The organism is Enterococcus sp. FDAARGOS_553, assembly GCF_003812305.1.
GTDB classification, from domain to species: domain Bacteria; phylum Bacillota; class Bacilli; order Lactobacillales; family Enterococcaceae; genus Enterococcus_D; species Enterococcus_D gallinarum.
In genome coordinates, this window is record NZ_CP033740.1 from 335,233 (window position 1) to 353,861 (window position 18,629).

Sequence of the window (18,629 nt, forward strand, 5' to 3'; positions counted from 1 at the left end):
CCAGTTAATTCAAATAAATGCGTACGACCGTTTGACCATCTGCTACGGCCATCTCCAACTTGCCATGATGGGCATGAACAATGGTTTTGACGATACTCAGGCCGATGCCGAGACCATTTTTTGAGTCTACCGGCACTTCATTGTCTGAAGACAGATTTGATTGGATCCGTTCAAACTGCTTCATCGATATTTCCCCGGTATTTTTTATTTCACATACCGTTTTCGCTCCTTCTTGAAAGACAGACAAGTAAACTTTTCCCGAATCTGAACCATGACGAAAGGCATTTTCTACCAAATTAAAAATTGCTTGTTCCATCAAAATCGGATCTACCTCCACGAACAGGACCGATTCCGGCAGCTGAACGATCAACTCTTTTTCCGGATAGACTTTTTTGGCATGTTCATAGACTGCACCAATGATTTCTTCAATTGGTTCTGCGGTTTTCTTGACTTGCATCGTGTCCATGTTGATGCGAGTGATCGAAAGCAAATTCTCCACCATGCGGATCAGCCATTGAGACTCACTTTGAATGTCTGTCAATAACTTGCTGCGAGTCGCTTCTTTCAAGGAATCATTGTTTTGTAAGAGTGTTTCAGCAATTCCTGAAATCGCCGTTAAAGGTGTCCGTAGATCATGAGAGATGGCCCGCAACAAATTGCTGCGAACTTTTTCTCGTTCATTTTCTAATTCAATTTTTTCTTTTTCATCCTTCAATTCTGTTTGTTCTAAAATCACAGCTAACTGGGTCAACACTAAGCGCAGATAATTTAGTTGGCTGTTCTCAAGTGAAAAATTACGGCTTCTGCGAATTCCTAAAACGGCCAATGTTTTGCTATTGGCAATAATCGGTAAATAAAATCCCTTTGCACCACTTAATGTATCGGTCCCATAGCCAGACTCTTTCTGATTTTTGGCAGACCAATAAGCAACAGCCGCTTCTTCCGGATGACTCAATGCGGATTGTTTTTTTGCTCCATATTGGCTTTGCTTTTGCGCTTGTGCATCATACAAAATCACTTCGCGATCTAACAAGCGGGCCAGATAGGTGGCTGACAAATCAAAAATCTGCTGCCGGTCTTCTGCTAGAACAAATTGCTTGTTCAACTCATAAAGTATTTCCATCTGCTGTTCTTTTTCCATTGAATGAACAGCTTGTTTTTTTAAACGAACCATTAGATTACTGATCATTAGTGCGACAAGCAGCATGATGACTAACGTAATCGGATAACCTTGTTTATAGACGGTCAAGGAGTACAGTGGTTCAACGAAGAACCAGTTGAAGGCTAGGACGCTCAGGATCGAAGAAAGAGCGCTCCAGAAATAGCCCGAAGTTAGCCGCGCCACAAGTAGAATAAAAAAGATATAGACGAGCATCAAATTCTGATCACCGAAATGCAAATACTGCATCACTTCAGTGGTCACAGTCGCTAAGAAAACACTGATCAGGGCAATCGCTAGATCCTTTCCCCCTCCTTCAATGACTTTCTTGGAAAGAGAAAAAATAGAAGCACGCTCTTCTTTGTAAGGAATCAGATGAATCTCAGTGTCAGGCAACCGTTTCAGTAGCCGCACATCAAGTTCTTCCACAAACAGTTTCTCATACCATGGCTTGGCCAGGTTTTTACCCATGATGATGTCGGTGGCTCCCACCAGCTTGGCATATTCGATGATTGTTTCAAAATAATTGTCTTCTTCAATGACAACGACTTCCGCGCCTAACTTTTCGGCTAATGTCGTTGCTTCATTTTTTTCTTCCGAACGTATGTAAAGCACGGTCCATTCAGCACCTAGGCCTTGCGCTAATCGCGCTGTCCAACGAATACTTTTTTCTGCCATTTTAGGGAATGCATCCTGGACAATCGTGATCAGTTTGCTCTGGATTCCATTGGTTCGGCCACTGATTCGATTGATGTGGTCAGAAGCCCGCTGAATCGCCAATCCCCGCAGTTGTTCCAGTTTTTTGGGGATAAAAAAATTCTGCAACGCTCGCTTGGCATTTTCGTTGGCATAGATTTTTCCTTGTGCCAACCGATTGATCAGCTCATCTGGCTCGACATCGATCACTTTCAATGTTGCTTGTTGGAAGAATGTATCTGGGACCGTCTCTTTGACTTCGATCCCAGTGACTTCTTCTACAATATCATTCAAGCTTTCAATGTGTTGGACATTGACCGTCGTATGCACATCAATACCGGCATTTAAAAGTTCTTCAATGTCTTGATACCTCTTGCGATTTCTTGATCCTTCAGCGTTCGTATGGGCCAATTCATCGATTAAGACAATCGCAGGCTGCTGCTGAATGATCGCATCGATATCTGGTTCAGTCAACGTGATCCCTTTGTATTGGATTTCTTTCAACGGAATCTGCGGCAAACCAGCCAGCAGACTATTGGTATCTGGACGATCATGGGGTTCGATGTAGCCTATCACCACATCTTTGCCGAGGGCTTTTAGTTCCTGTGCTTCTAAAAGCATGGCGTAAGTTTTTCCTACTCCTGCAGCAAAGCCAAAGTACACCCGCAGCCGGCCTTTTTTTCGATTTTCTGCTTTCAATGTATCTACTGATATTGGTCTATCCATGTTTGCTTCTCCCATCAACAATCACTTACAGTTTATCTAATGCTAAATTCAGTTCAAGCACATTGACAAATGTTCGATCAGAAAACCAATCTTTTTGTGTCTTTTCTTTTATTATAGCACGAATGGCTGTTTCCTTCTGTTTACGTTCTTTGGCGATGCGAGGTACTTGTATCTCGGCTGCAGCGACACTAATATGCGGATCTAATCCGCTGGCTGATGCAGTCACCAGATCAACCGGTACCTCTGTGATTTGATTTTCTCTTTGAAGCGCCGTCTTTCTGTCGGATACCAGTCCCTCTTGTTCCGCAGAGACCGGAGACAATTGGGAGACCGCATTGCTTCTGCCAGCAAAGTAGCCTGGTTGCAGGAACTGCTGACCAATCAGTGTTGAACCAACTACTTCTCCCTCTACCATTCGTTGACTACCATTGGCTTGGTTGGAAAATAACAATTGACCGACACCAGTGATCACAGCAGTATACACCCCGCCAAAAAACAAAATACTAAACACCAAGAAACGCAATTGAGTCCCTAGAATCTTTTTCATTTCTGCATCCTTCTTTCAATTTGTTCATAATAGGAAAAAGCTTAGCACGATATCGATCAATTTGATAAAAATGAAAGGTGCGATCAATCCGCCTAGTCCATATACCAGTAAATTGTGGCGCAAAATTTGGCTGGCTGGTTTTTCTTTGTATTTGACTCCTTTTAGAGCTAATGGAATCAAAGCAACGATAATGACCGCATTGTAAATCACGGCTGACAAGATCGCCGTCAGCGGACTACCTAACTGCATCACGTTCAATTGCGCCAGTTCAGGATAGATGCCATAAAAAAGAACAGGGATCACGGCGAAATATTTCGCCACATCATTGGCAATGCTGAACGTCGTCAATGCACCACGAGTCATCAACAGCTGTTTACCGATTCGTACGACCTGCAGCAATTTGGTTGGACTGGAATCCAGATCGATCATGTTGCCAGCCTCTTTGGCAGCCTGTGTTCCAGTATTCATAGCCATTGCCACATCTGCTTGAGCCAATGCTGGTGCATCGTTGGTTCCGTCACCGGTCATGGCAACCAAGTGTCCCTTTTCTTGGTATTGACGAATCAATTCCATTTTGTTTTCTGGCGTTGCTTCAGCGAGAAAATCATCGACTCCCGCTTCTGCTGCAATCGCTGCTGCGGTCAACGGGTTGTCTCCTGTGATCATGATAGTTTTGATACCCATTTTCCGCATATCGGCAAAATTTTCCTGTACACCGTTTTTGACGATGTCCTTCAAATAGATGACCCCCATGACTTGGTCATTTTTGACAACTACCAACGGGGTACCCCCAGAGTGCGCCACTTTGGCTACGATTTGGTCACACTGTGGTGGGTAGGTACCGCCACGAGCGAGCACATATTTCTTGATCGTATCCGCCGCACCTTTACGAATTTGATCGCCACGATAATCCATGCCGCTCATCCGTGTTTTGGCACTAAAATCGATAAATTTCACTTCGGATTGTTCAAAAGCGCGTTCTCGAATCCCAAATTTTTCTTTGGCTAGAATAACAATACTGCGGCCTTCTGCCGTTTCGTCAGCTAATGAGGAAAGCTGCGCGGCATCTGCTAATTGTTCTTCACTAATACCGGCTACAGGTAGAAAGGCACTTGCCCGACGATTTCCCAGTGTAATGGTTCCTGTTTTATCCAATAACAAAATATCGACATCACCAGCCGCTTCGATGGCACGACCGCTCATGGCAATAACATTTTCTTTCGTCAGACGGCTCATTCCAGCAATCCCGATCGAAGAGATCAGTGCACCGATGGTCGTTGGGGCTAGACAAACGAGCAATGCAATAATCACGATACTAGAAAGCGCGGTTCCTTTTTGCGAAAGAATACTACTTAATTCCGTAAATGGGACTAATGTTACTGCCACCGCTAAAAAGATGATCGTCAATGTGATCAGAAAAATCTGCAGCCCAATTTCATTAGGCGTTTTTTTGCGTTGTGTCCCTTCTACCATTGAAATCATTTTATCCAAAAACGAATGTCCATTTTCAGACGTCACTCGAATGACCAAGTAATCGGAAACCACCGTTGTCCCGCCAGTGACTGCACTGCGGTCTCCACCTGATTCTCGAATTACTGGCGCTGATTCACCCGTAATGGCACTTTCATCTACCGAGGCAGCACCTTCAATGACGTCGCCGTCTGCCGGAATCTGTTGTCCAGAAACGACATAAACCAAGTCACCTTTTTTCAAATCTGATGACTTCATTTCGATGAACTGCTCTGATTGGATATCCTGTAAATCATTGATTTTGTAAGTCATGACGTCTTTTTTGGCTTGTTTTAAGCTATCTGCCTGAGCTTTTCCACGACCTTCCGCGACCGCTTCAGCAAAATTTGCGAACAGCAATGTGAGCCAAAGTAAGCTGGTGATCGTGATGGTAAACCACAATGGAATGTCAGATTGTTCAAAGCAGAGAACCGTCGCTGCGATGGCACCAATATAAACCACGAACATCACTGGATTTTTTATTTGTTGCCGCGGATCTAGTTTGAGAAATGCTTGCTTGATTGCCCAGCGATATATCTTTTTCATTTTATTCTTCTCCTTTTTATTTCAGTGTAAGAAAATCTGCGATCGGACCTAATGCCAATGCAGGTAGAAAACTTAATGCCCCGATCACTAAAATCACAATCATCAACATCGTGACGAATGTCGGATTGACGGTAGAAAGAGTACCGTCATTCACAGCTACTTTCTTCTTGCGTCCCATGTTTTCAGCCAAAAATAAAACGGCGATGATCGGAATATACCGAGAGAAAAGCATGAGTCCACTACCTAAGACATTCAAGAATGGGGTATCTGCTAACAACCCATTAAATGCACTTCCGTTGTTATTAGCCAATGATGTTGCTCCGTATAACAGCTCACTAAATCCGTGAGCCCCTTTGTTGGTCAACCATTCCAAAATATCCGGGTGCATCGCAAGCGCCATCGCCCCAAACAGCGTCAGCAGAAGCGGCGTCAAAATGACTAAACTTGCCATTTTGATATCAAAGGCTTCGATTTTCTTGCCTAAATATTCTGGTGTGCGTCCAACAAGCAGTCCGGCAATGAACACTGCTAAAAGCAGAAATGCTAACATCCCATAAAGCCCGCTACCGACACCACCAAAAATGATTTCCCCTAGTTGCATGAGAAACATCGGCACTGCACCGCCTAATGGAGTGAAGCTATCCAACATCGCGTTGACCGATCCATTGGAAGCTGCCGTGGTACTGACTGCCCACAAACTTGACCAGCCAATCCCAAAGCGAATTTCTTTGCCTTCCATATTGGCTGAACCAACGACATCGTTGAAAATCGGTCCATAGTTTTCACTGATCAATACACCTAAAAAAGCGGCAAATAGGAAGAACAGCGAAACAAATAAAATCGTTCGTCCTTGTTTCCAGTCTTTTACCCAAAAGCCAAAAGCAAAAATCAGCGCAGCTGGTAAAAGGAGAATGGCTAAATTCTCGATAAAGTTTGAAAAAATCGTCGGATTCTCAAATGGATAGGCCGAATTGGCCCCAAAAAAGCCGCCACCGTTCGTCCCTAACTGTTTGATAGCCACCTGACTAGCAACAGGGCCAAGATATAACCAAAGATTTTCTCCTTCCAAACTGTTGTAGGCCATTCCGCTACTGAAGGTTTGAACGACTCCTTGAGAGATCAATAAAATCGCAATGATCGTGGACAGTGGTAATAGGATATACAATAATCCGCGAACCATGTCTTGCCAAAAATTGCCTAAATAGGATTCTTTTTTCTGAACCAATCCACGAATGAATGCACAAAGAACAGCCAATCCAACTGCCGCCGACAAGAAATTTTGGACAGTCAAACCAAAGACTTGTGTACTATTGGATAGTGCCAACTCGCCAGAATATGCTTGCCAGTTCGTATTAGTGATAAAGCTGACAGCTGTATTAAGTGCTAAATCAAAAGACAGATTATCAACCTTTGCTCCACCCGGCAGCCAACCTTGAACCATTAAAAGTACCGTCAAAAACAGCAGCGAACTGATTCCTAGCCCTAATACACTGATCAAATAACGTTTTGCGGACATTTTTCGCTGACTTTCTGAACCGATCAACCGATAGAAACCCCGCTCGATCGGTTGGATAAAGCGGACGAAACGGGGCGTCTCCCCCGTCATGATCATCTTGATATAAAACCCTAAAGGGGCTGCTAAAATCAGTAATACAAAAAAGAAAAACAGCCCTTGAAAAACAAAGCTCATCATAACTCTTCCCCCTTGAACAGAAACCAAAATAGATAAAGCATCAATCCAAAACTCAAACATCCTAAAAGTAGTAACATCTTCTTCCTCTCCTTTGATCTTATCTTAAAAAAAATGTTGTAAAGATAGTATCAAGGTTCGCTGGATTTCTTTATATCTTCTTTATACGATGAGCTGTAACACAATCTGTCTGTTTACAGCGAATTAGCGGATTTATCTTCTTGCCCACACTGTTATATTTGGTTATACTTGTCTCACTTAATCTAGAGAGGAGCAATCAATAATGCAGTTTACGATCTCGGGTCTGGTCTTAATCCCGTTATTTCTTGTTACTTGCTATTTGATTCTGCGTTACAATGCTGCTCAGCTTTCACTTTTTCAAAAAATAACGGTTGGAGCTTTGTTTTCTATAGTTTCGCTGTCCTTTACTTGACTTTTTTCCCTTTTCAAATCCAAACAGGGGTCTATGCCAATCAATCCGATTGGCTTAGTCGCATCAACTTCTCCTTAGCAGCAGATCTTTCGATACTCCCTAATCTCATTATGTTGGCGCCATTAGCTGTTTTTTATTATTTGATGGCTAACAAAACTTCTATTTTTCGAGCTGTTCTGCTGGGATTTTCGGTCAGCTTTAGTATCGAAGTACTGCAGTTTTTAAGCAATTATTTCCTAGGCGGCTGGCGAGGGGCAGATGTCGTGGATTTGATTGCAAATACCGTTGGGGCATTACTTGGTTATTTACTCAGTCGCTTTCTTTTCACTGTGCTGCCTGAGCGATCCTTTCTTAGAAAATTTATGCTTCATTCCCCTAGTGAGTCGTAAATCAACTATCGGAGCAAGCAAAAAAGAGCCCGTCAAAAGGCTCTTTTTCGTATCTGTCTATTCGAAAAGAAAATCTTGCAGTTTTACTAGATGGGTATTGCTGTTGCCGGAAATCAAGCAGATCACTTTGTTTAGCGATTTGTTGAAACGATCGTGGCACCAAAAGGCATCAATGCTAGACCCGCTAGTTTCAGCGACTGTTTCGCAAAAGGAATCCCAATAATCGTAATCGTTAAGAGAATGGCACTCATCAGATGAGCGATTGCCAAAGGTATTCCTGAAAAAATCAGCCACAGGATATTCAATAGCAAAGAAACCCCTGAACCACTATAGACAACTTCTTTTCCAAAAGGAGCCAATGATAAAGAAGCGAATTTAAAACACTGCAAACCAATCGGGATACCGATGATCGTCACACACCACAGACAACCGGCCAAAAACCACGAAATTGCACCAAGCAATCCACCAAAAATCATCCAAATCAGGTTTCCTAAACAACTCATACTCATCACATTCCTTTCCTTTGAAAAAAGCGGCCATCATAGATGACGACCGCCTTGCATTATCCTTCGTTCGTTTTTGATTACATTCATTTAGCCAACTGCTTATTCGTTAGAATTTCCGCCAAATACACCCGTGATCGAAGACCAAAGTCCACTGAAGAAGTTTTTAACATTTTCCCATAGTCCTTTGGATTTTTCTTCAATTTGTTTGCGGGCTTCTGAAAGATCCAACTCTTTGACAAAATCTTCAAAAATATTTTTGTCTTTCATGTCGCTCATCAATGTTGTCAATTCAGTAACTTGATCCGAAGTCACGATTCCCTCTAAACCATTGTCTTTCAATGCTTTTTCAACAGTTGCTTGAATATCGGATTGGGTCAATTCTGAGCCATCAGCTGTTTGGGCAGCTAGCTCTGTTTTCGCTTGTTCTTGTGCAGCATTCAGAGCTTCATCAGAATAGCCTTCTTTGTCTTTGTTTTCTTCTGTAATGGTTGATAAGACATCCATTTCATCTTGCGCAACACTGACACGATCTTGATTGATGATGCCGCCGGATTCTTCAACGATTTTGTAGACTCCTGCCAATGCCCCAGAACCGTCAATCGGTACAGCAGAAGCTACTGTTAGCTTAGCATCTGTGATCCCAGCAGTCAGTGCGGCATTTTGGTATTGTGCGGCAGTGATGCGGGTGATATTTTTAGGTGTCGCAATATCCACCGTGATTCCTTCGCCACTATCAAGGGTCTGCATGCGGACAGAACTATACACCGCCCAATCTTTAGTAAAGCCACCATCAGGGATATATTTCATTAAATCGGAACCTGAAGTCGTATAGATCGGTGTTTCTCCTTTGATCCCCAGTTGATCCAGGGTATAGTTTTCTTGCTCTTTTGTTAATGCATTACCAATGGCTACCGCATTGATCTGCAATTTTTCTTTACTATCCGTCGTAGAAGTCGCAGTTTCTGAGCTTGCTGTCTCTGAAGCTGCCGAAGACGAGGTTTCGATCGTTTGTGAGATTGCTGAGCGCCCTTCACTTGAAGTTGATTCTTCAGCAAATGCTAATGGTGCGGCAACTAAAACTTGGCTAGAAACCAAGAGAGTGGCTAAAATCATTTGTTTTTTTCTGATATTTTTTTTCATAGTATCCTCCATCTAACTATTTTCCTGTTTCTATTATTGTACTATAAGAGATACGTTTCGACCTACGGCTAGGGTCGGATTTGAAGGAAAATTTATGATCTACTTGTTTAAAGAAAAAATTAAAATGTTTTTTTATCGCAATATTGAGGATACTGACTACAAACGTATTTATTATCTTTATTACATTTGTTATTGACTGTGTGGTTACCCGACACTATATACTGATTATTAGGAGGCGAACGATGAAATTACTGACAACAAGTGAACTAGCAACCTTATTTTCTATTTCAAAACACACAATCCGGCACTATATTGATATTGATTTGCTGACACCTAAGGAAAGGAGAGACAATGGTTATTTCTTTTTCGATGAAGAAAATGTTTATAGATTATATCAAATTATCGTTCTTAGGAACATTGGCTACTCTCTTAAAACAATTAAAACGGTTTTAACTGAAGAGGATGTAGCCCACTATTTTTTGGAAGCTGAACAAAATCTTCAAAAAAAAATCGACGAATTACTTGCTATAAAAAATACCGTGCAGAACATCATCCAGGCTCAAGAACGCTACAAGCTAAATGAAATAACTTTCTTTGAAAGAGCGGATCGCTACTTCCATCCTTTTCCGGAAACGGTTATTGATAATTCCGAGATTGATTTGATCAAAGCAACAAAAATGAACTTCTCGTCCCTCGATCAACTATTCTATGTTCATAATGAAAATGAAGTGATTCCTTGCTTTCAAAGCAAAAATAAAGAGGATGATCTTTTCTTTGCTAAAGGGACTTATGCCAGTATGAGCTTTATCGTTAATACGGAAGACTGCATTAAAAAAAATATTGATCTTTTTTTAGCTGATAAATTACTAGCTATAAAGGATACTTCACCACATCATTTCTTAGTTTTTGAAAATATCTATTGTTCATTAGCCTATAATAATGCCACCATTTTTACTGTTGAGATTAAATTATAAGAAAAGAGGATTGGATATGTTTACAGTAACAACGGAAACAATTGCGGATAAAAGAATTCGTGAAGTAAAAGGAGCTATCTTTAATGAACAAGTCATTTCAATTAACATTGTGAAAGATACAATCAGTGGTATTAAAGGGATATTTGGCGGAAAATCTACTACTTATTCTAATGAATATTCAAGCGGAAGGAAATTGGCTCTTTTAGAATTAGAATCACAAGCCCGTAGTCTATCTGCAAACGCGATAATCAATACCCGTGTTAGTTATAATCAATTTGTAAATTCTGATATCATGCTCATCGTTGTAACAGCTAGCGGAACAGCAGTTGTTGTTGAAGAATAGATGCACTAGGCTTTCATCTATAAAAAATCAGCTTACTAAACAATGTAAGGCAGCATTATGCCGTGATAGCTCATTCTTTCCACATTAATTTTTCGTCTGAGAAAAAAGTATGTTTTTTTGAGAGTCTAGGTATAAGACCCTTTTAATAACTCACAACTCCAATCAAGCGGCACTATTTTTTCCCAGCAACAAGTATAGGAAGAAAAGTCTATCATTTACACTATGCACAATTAAAAACAAAAAATCACCTGTGACAAAGTGATTTAAATAGAAAATTTATTAGAAAAAAGAAAAAAGCCTTCGCTTCTATTTGTCTATTAATATATCTTCAATCGCTAAACACATAGACCTCTTAACAAGTCAAAAAAGTACGGCCTATCGATCAATCCTGAGTAGATTGACCAGTAGGCCGCTTGTTCATAATTGAATCTATTCCTGCTTCTTCATTATGAAGTAAGCGTTATATGCCTCGTTTCTTTGAAACTTATAAGAGTTATCTAAGTTCTGTATGCTATCAATACTCAAACTGGCGATAGTAGCGTCGTATCTCCATTGGGTGGCAATTCATTTGCTCGACATAGGCATCAATGCGTTGTGTCACGCAATGCATCAATAAATGAGACAGTACACGGCCACGATATTTCTCACTGATTCCTGAAACAGGATAGTCTTTCGTGTCGATCAATGTATAGTCGCCACAAATTCTTGGCAATAATTTAGCTACTCTTTCTGATAATGGCCGCTGTTCATCTTCGCCTAAAAAGACGGTCACAGGGGTTGTTTCATCAACGATTTCCAACGTCCCGTGAAGAAATTCAGCGGCGTGGATTGATTTAGAACGCAACCAGCTTTGTTCTTCCCAGTAACACATAGCGTAAGAATAAACAGCACCCCATTGATTTCCCGCACCGATGAAATAGTGCATCGCATCATGACGATGTTTTTCCGCAAACGATCGGCCAAATTCATCCGCTTGTTTCTCTGCTTCTACTAATCCTTTTGCTAGATGCTGATCCAATTCTTGATAATACTCTTCGTAATCAGGAAAATCCCCATGATTTTTCATTAAACGATCCGCAACCATAAAGAATTTGATTTGTTCTGTTCCTGGTGCAGGATACGTGATGACATAGTCACACTGTTCTGCCAAGACACTGCCTTTTGTATCAATAAATCCTAGCAATGTCGCTCCTACTTTTTTGATTTCTGCGACAGCCTTTACCACTTCTTGTGTCGTACCAGTGACAGATGACAAGATAACTAATGAGTCTTTTGTCAAGCGACGGTTCCCTGTTGTATAGTATTCCGCCGCATGTTGGACATAAACAGGCAGATCACTTTTTCCATTGATATAAGTAACTGCTTGCATAGCAGAAGCATACGTGCCGCCAATTCCTAGATAATAGATCGCATCAAAGCCTTTTTCGTCAAGGGTGTCGACCAACTTTTCAATTTCTGGGCGCAAGTCTAACATTCCTTGGATATCATCAATTTGTTGTTGTTCATTAAATTTAAGCATTTTTCCACCTCTAAATTTTACTTTTTAACACTTGATCAAAATCGTCAAAAATACGTTTACTTAAATCGATTCCTTTAGCAGCTGCCCCAAGATAGGAGAAAATTTGAAACGGAATAACTAAGAGCAACGGAGAAAAAAGTTCCTCACATGCAACATCCAGCCCAAGTGTATCGGAGTCAGCCGCTGCTGCTACAGTGATTGTATAAGCTTTCCCCACATGAGAAGTCATATAATCACACAATAACTGAGATCTTGTTTGATTCGAGCTTGGCGCTTCAATAAAGAAAAGCACATGTTCATGGTTTGCTTCAAGATAAGGACCGTGCATATACGCTTCTAATTCCACGCCTTGAGAAGGTACTCGAACAGTTTCGGTAAATTTCGTTTCAAATTCTTTTGCGGTTCCCCAGTTTGGACCGTAACCAATTGTCACAAACCGATTGGCTAGTTTAAAAGTACTGACGTTTTTCTCAAAAAAAGCTATCGTTTTATCAATGACTTGAGGAACGGCCTCAATCATCTTCTCTAACTGGCTTTTGATAATCGACACTTGGTCATCGGACAATAAGCCTTTGCTGTAGCCAATCGATACGCCTAACAGATAGAGTTGCAATACCGTTGCGACATATCCCTTCGTCACGAATCCAACGGTCTCGATCCCGGTTCCTAAATCAATTCTTTCGTTTACTTTTTGCACAAGGGGGCTTTCGAGATCACTGCTCAAACCGATGGTGTAAAGACCTTGCTCTGACAAATGCGCCACGGCATCTATTGTCGAGGCACTTTTTCCACTTTGAGAAACCGCCAGAACTGTCTCAATTTCTTTTGAAAGATGACCATAATGATTAAAGTGGTATGGTTCCTCGATCGTGACAGTGATCTGCGCCAACTTCTCCAGTGCGTACTTTGCTGCTAAACAGGCATTGGCAGAAGAGCCTGTTGCCAAAATCATTAAATGTTCAATCGCTAATCTTCTTTCTTCTTTTTTAGGAACAAATCCTTGCAATATCTCAACTAATGTTTCTTGCTCTTCCTGAATATAATCCATCATCGTTGCCACAACAATTCCTCCTTAAAAAAGTCCAATCAAGGATCCCAAAATACCAACTACTGCTAATCCAAGCAGAATAATCAACGGCTTGACTTCTTTTTTCAGCAGATAAAAGACAGCCCCAAACGCACCTAATGATAAAATTTTCGGGACGATATCATCAAAGATACTTTGTACTGTAACAGCATTTTCACCCGAACCGATCTGTAACGGGATATTGATATCGATCATCGTAGCTGTCATTCCTCCCACGACCATCAATCCAATGATCGCGGCGCCGTATGTTAAGCTTTCCATCATACCGTTTTCCTGGATTTTCTTTAAAAATCCTGTTCCAAGCTTATATCCCCAACCAGTAGCAAAATAACGAAACAGTAAATGAGGAATATTGAAAATCAGCAGAAAGAGAATCGGTCCCAATATGTTTCCTTGTAAAGCCAATGAAGTTCCTACTCCAGTGGCGATCAGCCGTAACGTTCCCCAAAAGAAGGAATCCCCAATCCCAGCTAAAGGTCCCATCAAGGATGTCTTGATGTTATCGATCGCTGAGGAATCAAAATTTGGATCATTCACATTTTCTTCTTCCATCGCTGCATTGATTCCTAAAATAAGTGTCACGATATGAGGGGTCGTGTTGAAAAATTCCAGATGACGTTTCAATGCATCGGCCATCGATTCTTTTGTTTTGTAAAGTTTCTTTAAAATCGGAATCATCGCATAGACATAAGCCAGGTTCATTTGCCGCTCATAGTTCCATGAGAACTCCATTTGAAACGAACGCCAGAAGACACGATTCAATTCTTTTTTGGTAATTTCGGCTTTCTCATTAGAAGTCTTCATCATCATCTAGTACCTCCCCTGAAGTCGTTTGAACAGATTGCCCTTGTTCGCGTATGTTTCTTAGATTCACAACTACAACGGCTGTTATCGCACCAAAGATTGCAATTCCTGTAACAGGCAGCTCTAAATAAGCTGCTAATGCAAACCCTAAAAAGAAATAAGGGGCAACTTGTTTATTGATCAGTAACCTAGCCAACATGGCAAATCCAAGGGCTGGGATCAAGCCAGTTGCTACTGATAAACCGTTCTGAACAAAGGCCGGAATCATATCCAACAATTTACTAATCGTATTACTGCCTACCATGAAGGAAATCGTAACTACAAGAGCCAACATCAGTGATAAGCCAAAACCTGCCAATAAGTGCATTCTTTCCACACCTTTGTAGTTACCATCTGCCGCATACAAATCGGCTTTTTGGTTCATCATAGGAATGAGCAGTCCCAAGTAAACATTTTTCAAGATAAGTGTCAATGTTGCGATCGGGAGTCCTAACAATAAAGCCGTCTCCGTTCCTGCTCCTGCTGTAATTGCAAAGGCTGTACCAAGAATCCCACCAGTTACGACATCGGGCGGAATAGACGCACCAACAGAAAAAGAGCCGATAAACGCTAGTTCCAGTGTTGCACCCATAATGATTCCGGTGCTGACATCCCCTAATACGATTCCTGTAAACAATCCAGTAACAATAGGACGCGACAGTAATGACGTTCCTAATGCATATTCAGATTGCGCGATAAATGCAACAATTCCAAGTAATATTGCTTGCAGCATCTCTGTTACTCCTTTCTTTATAAAACATCTTCGACAGCGACTTTTTTATCTGAAGGTACTTGCCGGATATCGACAGCGATTCCTTTAGCAACCATTTTTTTCAGAAGTTCTTCTTCAAACGGTAAAACATTGACTGCTTTGCCAATATTCTTGGTGCCTTCTTTGGCTTTGATCCCGCCCAAATTGATTTTAGTGATCTCTGGATAGTTTTCCGCTAACTTATAGGCATCTTCAATGGATTCCACCACGATGAACAACTTGTATTTATCGGTCACACCGCTTTTCAACGCATGAATAGAATCTTCGATTGTTTTGATTACTAGCTTAACGCCTTGTGGTTTAGCTAGTTTGATCGTTGTCTTACGAATGTCATTTGTCGGCACATCATCATTGGCGATCAAGATACAATCTGCCCCTAAGCTTTGCGTCCAAGAAAATGCAACTTGTCCATGTAAGAGTCGGTGATCGACTCGTGTCAAAATAATCATGTCGTTCCTCCTAAAATTCTTCTTCTTCGATTTCTTTTGCTACACTCTCATTGCAGAACTGGATCATATCTTTCGAATTAGCCAACGTTTGGTGGATCGTTTCTGAGATGGCACCTCCTCCTTGAAGTTGTGTTGTCAATTCAATCAACAATGGCAAATTCAATCCTGCGATCAAGTAGAAATTCGGTTGTTGGATATAACGTAAAAATTCATTGTTCACACTGCCACCGAAAATATCTGTGATAACGATCATTTCGTGCTGTTTATAGGTTTCCATCAGTGTATCTATAGTTGCTGTTAGATCGAATGTTTCTTGAACATAACAATCAATGGCAATGACTGATTGTTTTTTTCCACAAATAAGTTCTAAAGAATGCAAGATTCCTGATGCAAATTTACCGTGTGATGCTAAAATAATGATTTGCTCCACTGCTTTCACCTCTCTTTGCGCCAAGTTACACTTTATTAAACGCAAAAAGCGTGCCAAAAAAAGTGGCACGCTTTCCTTATCGATTAAAAATCCGCTTCAACCATTGAAGAATCAGTGTTTCCAAATAAAACATCATAGATATAGCAAACTTCAGATTCTGGTATCGCGACACTGTAAACCTTTTCAATGACACTAAACGCCTTTTTGATCTCTTTCAGCTGTTTTTCATGACACTGAAGCAGTGTGTCGCTGGCATGATAATTCTCAATGGCTTCATTTCGAATCAGTCGTTCGATCAAACAACTTGTATGGACAAACAACGCAAGCTTGCGGTCATTAGTGATTCTTTGCTGCCATATACGTTCCAGATTCCCCACAAAGAATTCCATTTGAGAAATCACTTTCTCTGTATCTAGAATCGTCACAGATTGAATCACTCGATCCAGCGAAAAGTTTCTTACTAATTGATTGTTCACATACGCAATCATCTCTTCATCCAATTCTTCTTTCAGCCAACTTAATAGCACTGCTGTACCTGCGCCAGAAATCAGTTCTTCTAAAGAAATAAAAGGAGCCAGCTCTTGACGAGGTTTGTTGGTTCCTACAACACCAACAATGTCATACGATGTCAAAGCCTGTTTGACATGTTCCCTATTTTCCAACTGATTGAACTCATAAGGGAGAATTCGAATCTGTAAATGATCTGGAATGCTCTTTTCTAATAAATTTGAGATTTGAACCGCAGTTCCAATCCCTGTTGAACACGTTGTGATGACAACTTTCTCTTTTTTCGTTTGCGGAAGAATAATCTCCCATTCATTTTGACTGTAGGCATTTACCCGTTCTGGAATTTCCCTCAGCGAAACATTTTGCTGGATACATTCCCCCACAGCGATGGCTACACTTGTCGTTACATTGTTCATCATGACGATTGGAACCGTCAATTCTGGAATATACTGATAGATTTCTTTCAACGAACCCATGTCGAACAAGACCACTAGTCCATTAGATACATCATTTTTTTGAATATATGCGGTGACCCTTTCTGCAATTTGCTTGGGCGTGACATCTAATGGCATATCGAAAGACTGAAAAACCGATTCATTCAACAAACGATTCGCTACATTCGCAATGCTGCTGGCAGTTGCGTAGCCATGAGCCACGATGATACTTCTCGGAAGCAATGAATCTTTGGTATACCCCATATCGTTGATATAGAGTGTAAAGATAATGCGATCCATACTGGTTAACTCGATATCCAATGCTTTTTGTACTAGCCCTAACAGATTTTCGGTGTAGCGATCACTTGTCAAATAATGCTTTTTAACGCTCTTCAGTAGGTTCTCTGTCAATAAAAGTTTGTCTTGATCATCCGGCAGCCACTCCACATTTCGCCGCAGCCATAAATAATAACTGATCGTATAAACCATGCTGCCGTTAAAGCTGATTTGGAAGGAATGTTCAATCTGTTCCATCATTCGCTGGACATGCTCGGTCACAAAAATCATCGTCCGCTGCTTTTGTTCTTGCTTATGATCAAACAATAAATTTTCGAATAGTCTTTCAATCACTTTAGAAATAGGATCAGCTGCAGCTGTAAAATCCTGTCCTGCCTGGACATAATTGAGCAGGATCTGTTCATATGTTTGAATGATCTTTTGTTGTTCTGGCTCACTTTCGGCAGTCAGCTGCTGGATTTGCGTTTGCCCATCGATAAGAATCGATTGCGTCGTCGCTGACTCATTGGGTTCATCTGTCAATTGCAGTAAATGTTCTGGTAAATGATAGACCGTGACTGCTATTTTTTTGGCTTTCCGCTTTAGACTAGCAGTATAGCTTTTGGCAGTAATAATCTTGATCGTACTTTTCAATTCACCGACATTCCCAGAAAAATGACTCGTCGTTAACATTTCGATCACTTGAGGTGAGAGTTCTAACGGCAAACCGATGCGCTTTTGCTCTTCAAAAAATGCTTGCAAGATCAGTTGCTTCCGTTCAGAAATCGTTCGTTCTTCCAAAGCAGGCAATGTCGCTTGGATCGGGATTCGCCGCAAAAAAGTTGTTAGAAAAGTTTGTTTCAAATCTTCTGTCGTTGCAAACACCAACCGACAATCCACCGTGATTGGTCGTCTTGTATCCCCCATTCGATAGATGACACCTTGATCCAGAAAAGTGAATAATTTTTCCTGTCCTTCAGCATTCAACCGATGAACTTCATCGAGAAACAAGACACCGCCATCTGCTGCTTCAAAAGCACCAGCACGATCTTCCTCTGCGCCGGTAAAAGCCCCTTTGACATGTCCAAATAAATTACTAGTCAATAGCTCTTGGTTGTTGGCGTACTGTGCGCAATTGATGGTGATCAAAGGCGCATCGACCTCCAATAATTCATTGGCCACACAATAGTGATGGAACATTTTTACCAGAAAACTCTTCCCCGTCCCACTTTCCCCCGTCAGTAAGAAGGGAAGCCCACCATTTGGATAGAAGGCGGCCATCTTGATCTGTTCAATGACTTCTGCCAGACTGCCTTTGCTGCCGATCACACTGGAAAAGAAATCTTCTTTTTGATCAAAAAAAGGTTTTTCCGCCGCAACAGCAGCCAGACTCTCGTATACGTTTTGTGTTAAGGGGTAGTTTTGGCTCTCAAATGCCTGCTTATGAAAAAAATAAACGGGTCGGGTCGCAATTTTCACTAAACGACCTTCTTCCGTTAGCTGATTCAAATAGTGACTGATCGTGTTTCTCTTGACTGAAAACTTCTCGGCAATATCTTTCGCTGTAAAGACATCGCTTACATTTTCTGCAGAGAAAAAAGCCGTCTGGTTTTGCAAGTAAGCAAGTAATTGTTCTTTCATCGCTGTTCTCCTT

The 18,629-nt window shown here is 41.2% G+C and carries 16 protein-coding genes; 3 read left to right on the forward strand and 13 right to left on the reverse strand.

From position 1 onward, the window contains the following. Positions 1–4: 4 nt before the first annotated feature. Genes EGX73_RS01945 through kdpA form a run of 4 tightly spaced genes read right to left on the reverse strand, consistent with a single transcriptional unit; the run spans position 5 to position 6,876 of the window. The gene (locus EGX73_RS01945) at positions 5–2,581 is read right to left on the reverse strand and encodes a sensor histidine kinase KdpD (protein WP_123866679.1); all 2,577 of its coding nucleotides are present in this window, start codon (positions 2,579–2,581) and stop codon (positions 5–7) included. A 25-nt stretch (positions 2,582–2,606) separates the two neighbouring features. Next, entirely contained in the window at positions 2,607–3,128 is a 522-nt protein-coding gene (locus EGX73_RS01950; RefSeq protein ID WP_003125567.1) for a potassium-transporting ATPase subunit C, read from the reverse strand. A 24-nt stretch (positions 3,129–3,152) separates the two neighbouring features. Then, on the reverse strand, positions 3,153–5,183 hold the full coding sequence (kdpB, locus tag EGX73_RS01955; RefSeq protein WP_123866680.1) for a potassium-transporting ATPase subunit KdpB: 2,031 nt from the start codon (positions 5,181–5,183) through the stop codon (positions 3,153–3,155). Between the two features lie 16 nt (positions 5,184–5,199). Continuing rightward, positions 5,200–6,876 (reverse strand): potassium-transporting ATPase subunit KdpA, encoded by a 1,677-nt coding sequence (gene kdpA, locus EGX73_RS01960; RefSeq protein ID WP_003125565.1) that lies wholly within the window; start codon positions 6,874–6,876, stop codon positions 5,200–5,202. A 426-nt stretch (positions 6,877–7,302) separates the two neighbouring features. Here kdpA and EGX73_RS01965 point away from each other — a divergent pair, with 426 nt between their 5' ends. After that, positions 7,303–7,695 (forward strand): VanZ family protein, encoded by a 393-nt coding sequence (locus tag EGX73_RS01965; protein WP_005470500.1) that lies wholly within the window; start codon positions 7,303–7,305, stop codon positions 7,693–7,695. 131 nt (positions 7,696–7,826) lie between these two features. Here EGX73_RS01965 and EGX73_RS01970 read toward each other — a convergent pair whose 3' ends face one another. Both EGX73_RS01970 and EGX73_RS01975 read right to left on the reverse strand, forming a co-directional pair. After that, complete coding sequence (locus tag EGX73_RS01970; protein ID WP_003125563.1) at positions 7,827–8,198, reverse strand: YccF domain-containing protein; 372 nt, start codon at positions 8,196–8,198, stop codon at positions 7,827–7,829. A gap of 102 nt (positions 8,199–8,300) precedes the next feature. Then, complete coding sequence (locus tag EGX73_RS01975) at positions 8,301–9,341, reverse strand: DUF1002 domain-containing protein (RefSeq protein WP_005470496.1); 1,041 nt, start codon at positions 9,339–9,341, stop codon at positions 8,301–8,303. A 242-nt stretch (positions 9,342–9,583) separates the two neighbouring features. On the opposite strand from EGX73_RS01975, the gene EGX73_RS01980 reads away from it, so the two are divergent. After that, complete coding sequence (locus EGX73_RS01980; RefSeq protein ID WP_096710739.1) at positions 9,584–10,315, forward strand: MerR family transcriptional regulator; 732 nt, start codon at positions 9,584–9,586, stop codon at positions 10,313–10,315. A 16-nt stretch (positions 10,316–10,331) separates the two neighbouring features. Then, a complete protein-coding gene (locus EGX73_RS01985) occupies positions 10,332–10,658 on the forward strand; it encodes a YbjQ family protein (RefSeq protein ID WP_029486440.1) in 327 nt (108 codons plus the stop codon). 514 nt (positions 10,659–11,172) lie between these two features. Here the strand turns inward: EGX73_RS01985 and EGX73_RS01990 are convergent. From EGX73_RS01990 to EGX73_RS02020, 7 genes are all read right to left on the reverse strand, one after another. Further along, a complete protein-coding gene (locus tag EGX73_RS01990) occupies positions 11,173–12,177 on the reverse strand; it encodes an SIS domain-containing protein (RefSeq protein WP_123866681.1) in 1,005 nt (334 codons plus the stop codon). Positions 12,178–12,187: 10 nt separating this feature from the next. Beyond that, complete coding sequence (locus EGX73_RS01995; protein WP_029486438.1) at positions 12,188–13,237, reverse strand: SIS domain-containing protein; 1,050 nt, start codon at positions 13,235–13,237, stop codon at positions 12,188–12,190. Between the two features lie 12 nt (positions 13,238–13,249). Further along, the gene (locus tag EGX73_RS02000) at positions 13,250–14,068 is read right to left on the reverse strand and encodes a PTS system mannose/fructose/sorbose family transporter subunit IID (protein WP_029486437.1); all 819 of its coding nucleotides are present in this window, start codon (positions 14,066–14,068) and stop codon (positions 13,250–13,252) included. Then, on the reverse strand, positions 14,055–14,840 hold the full coding sequence (locus EGX73_RS02005) for a PTS mannose/fructose/sorbose/N-acetylgalactosamine transporter subunit IIC (protein ID WP_123866682.1): 786 nt from the start codon (positions 14,838–14,840) through the stop codon (positions 14,055–14,057). Before EGX73_RS02005 ends, EGX73_RS02000 begins: the two co-directional genes overlap by 14 nt. 17 nt (positions 14,841–14,857) lie before the next feature. After that, positions 14,858–15,328 carry a PTS sugar transporter subunit IIB gene (locus EGX73_RS02010; RefSeq protein WP_029486434.1) on the reverse strand — a complete coding sequence of 157 codons (471 nt, stop codon included), beginning with the start codon at positions 15,326–15,328 and terminating at the stop codon, positions 14,858–14,860. A 10-nt stretch (positions 15,329–15,338) separates the two neighbouring features. After that, positions 15,339–15,758, reverse strand: a complete 420-nt coding sequence (locus EGX73_RS02015) for a PTS sugar transporter subunit IIA (RefSeq protein ID WP_123866683.1) — start codon at positions 15,756–15,758, stop codon at positions 15,339–15,341. 83 nt (positions 15,759–15,841) lie between these two features. Then, on the reverse strand, positions 15,842–18,616 hold the full coding sequence (locus tag EGX73_RS02020; protein ID WP_123866684.1) for a sigma 54-interacting transcriptional regulator: 2,775 nt from the start codon (positions 18,614–18,616) through the stop codon (positions 15,842–15,844). Positions 18,617–18,629: the final 13 nt, after the last annotated feature.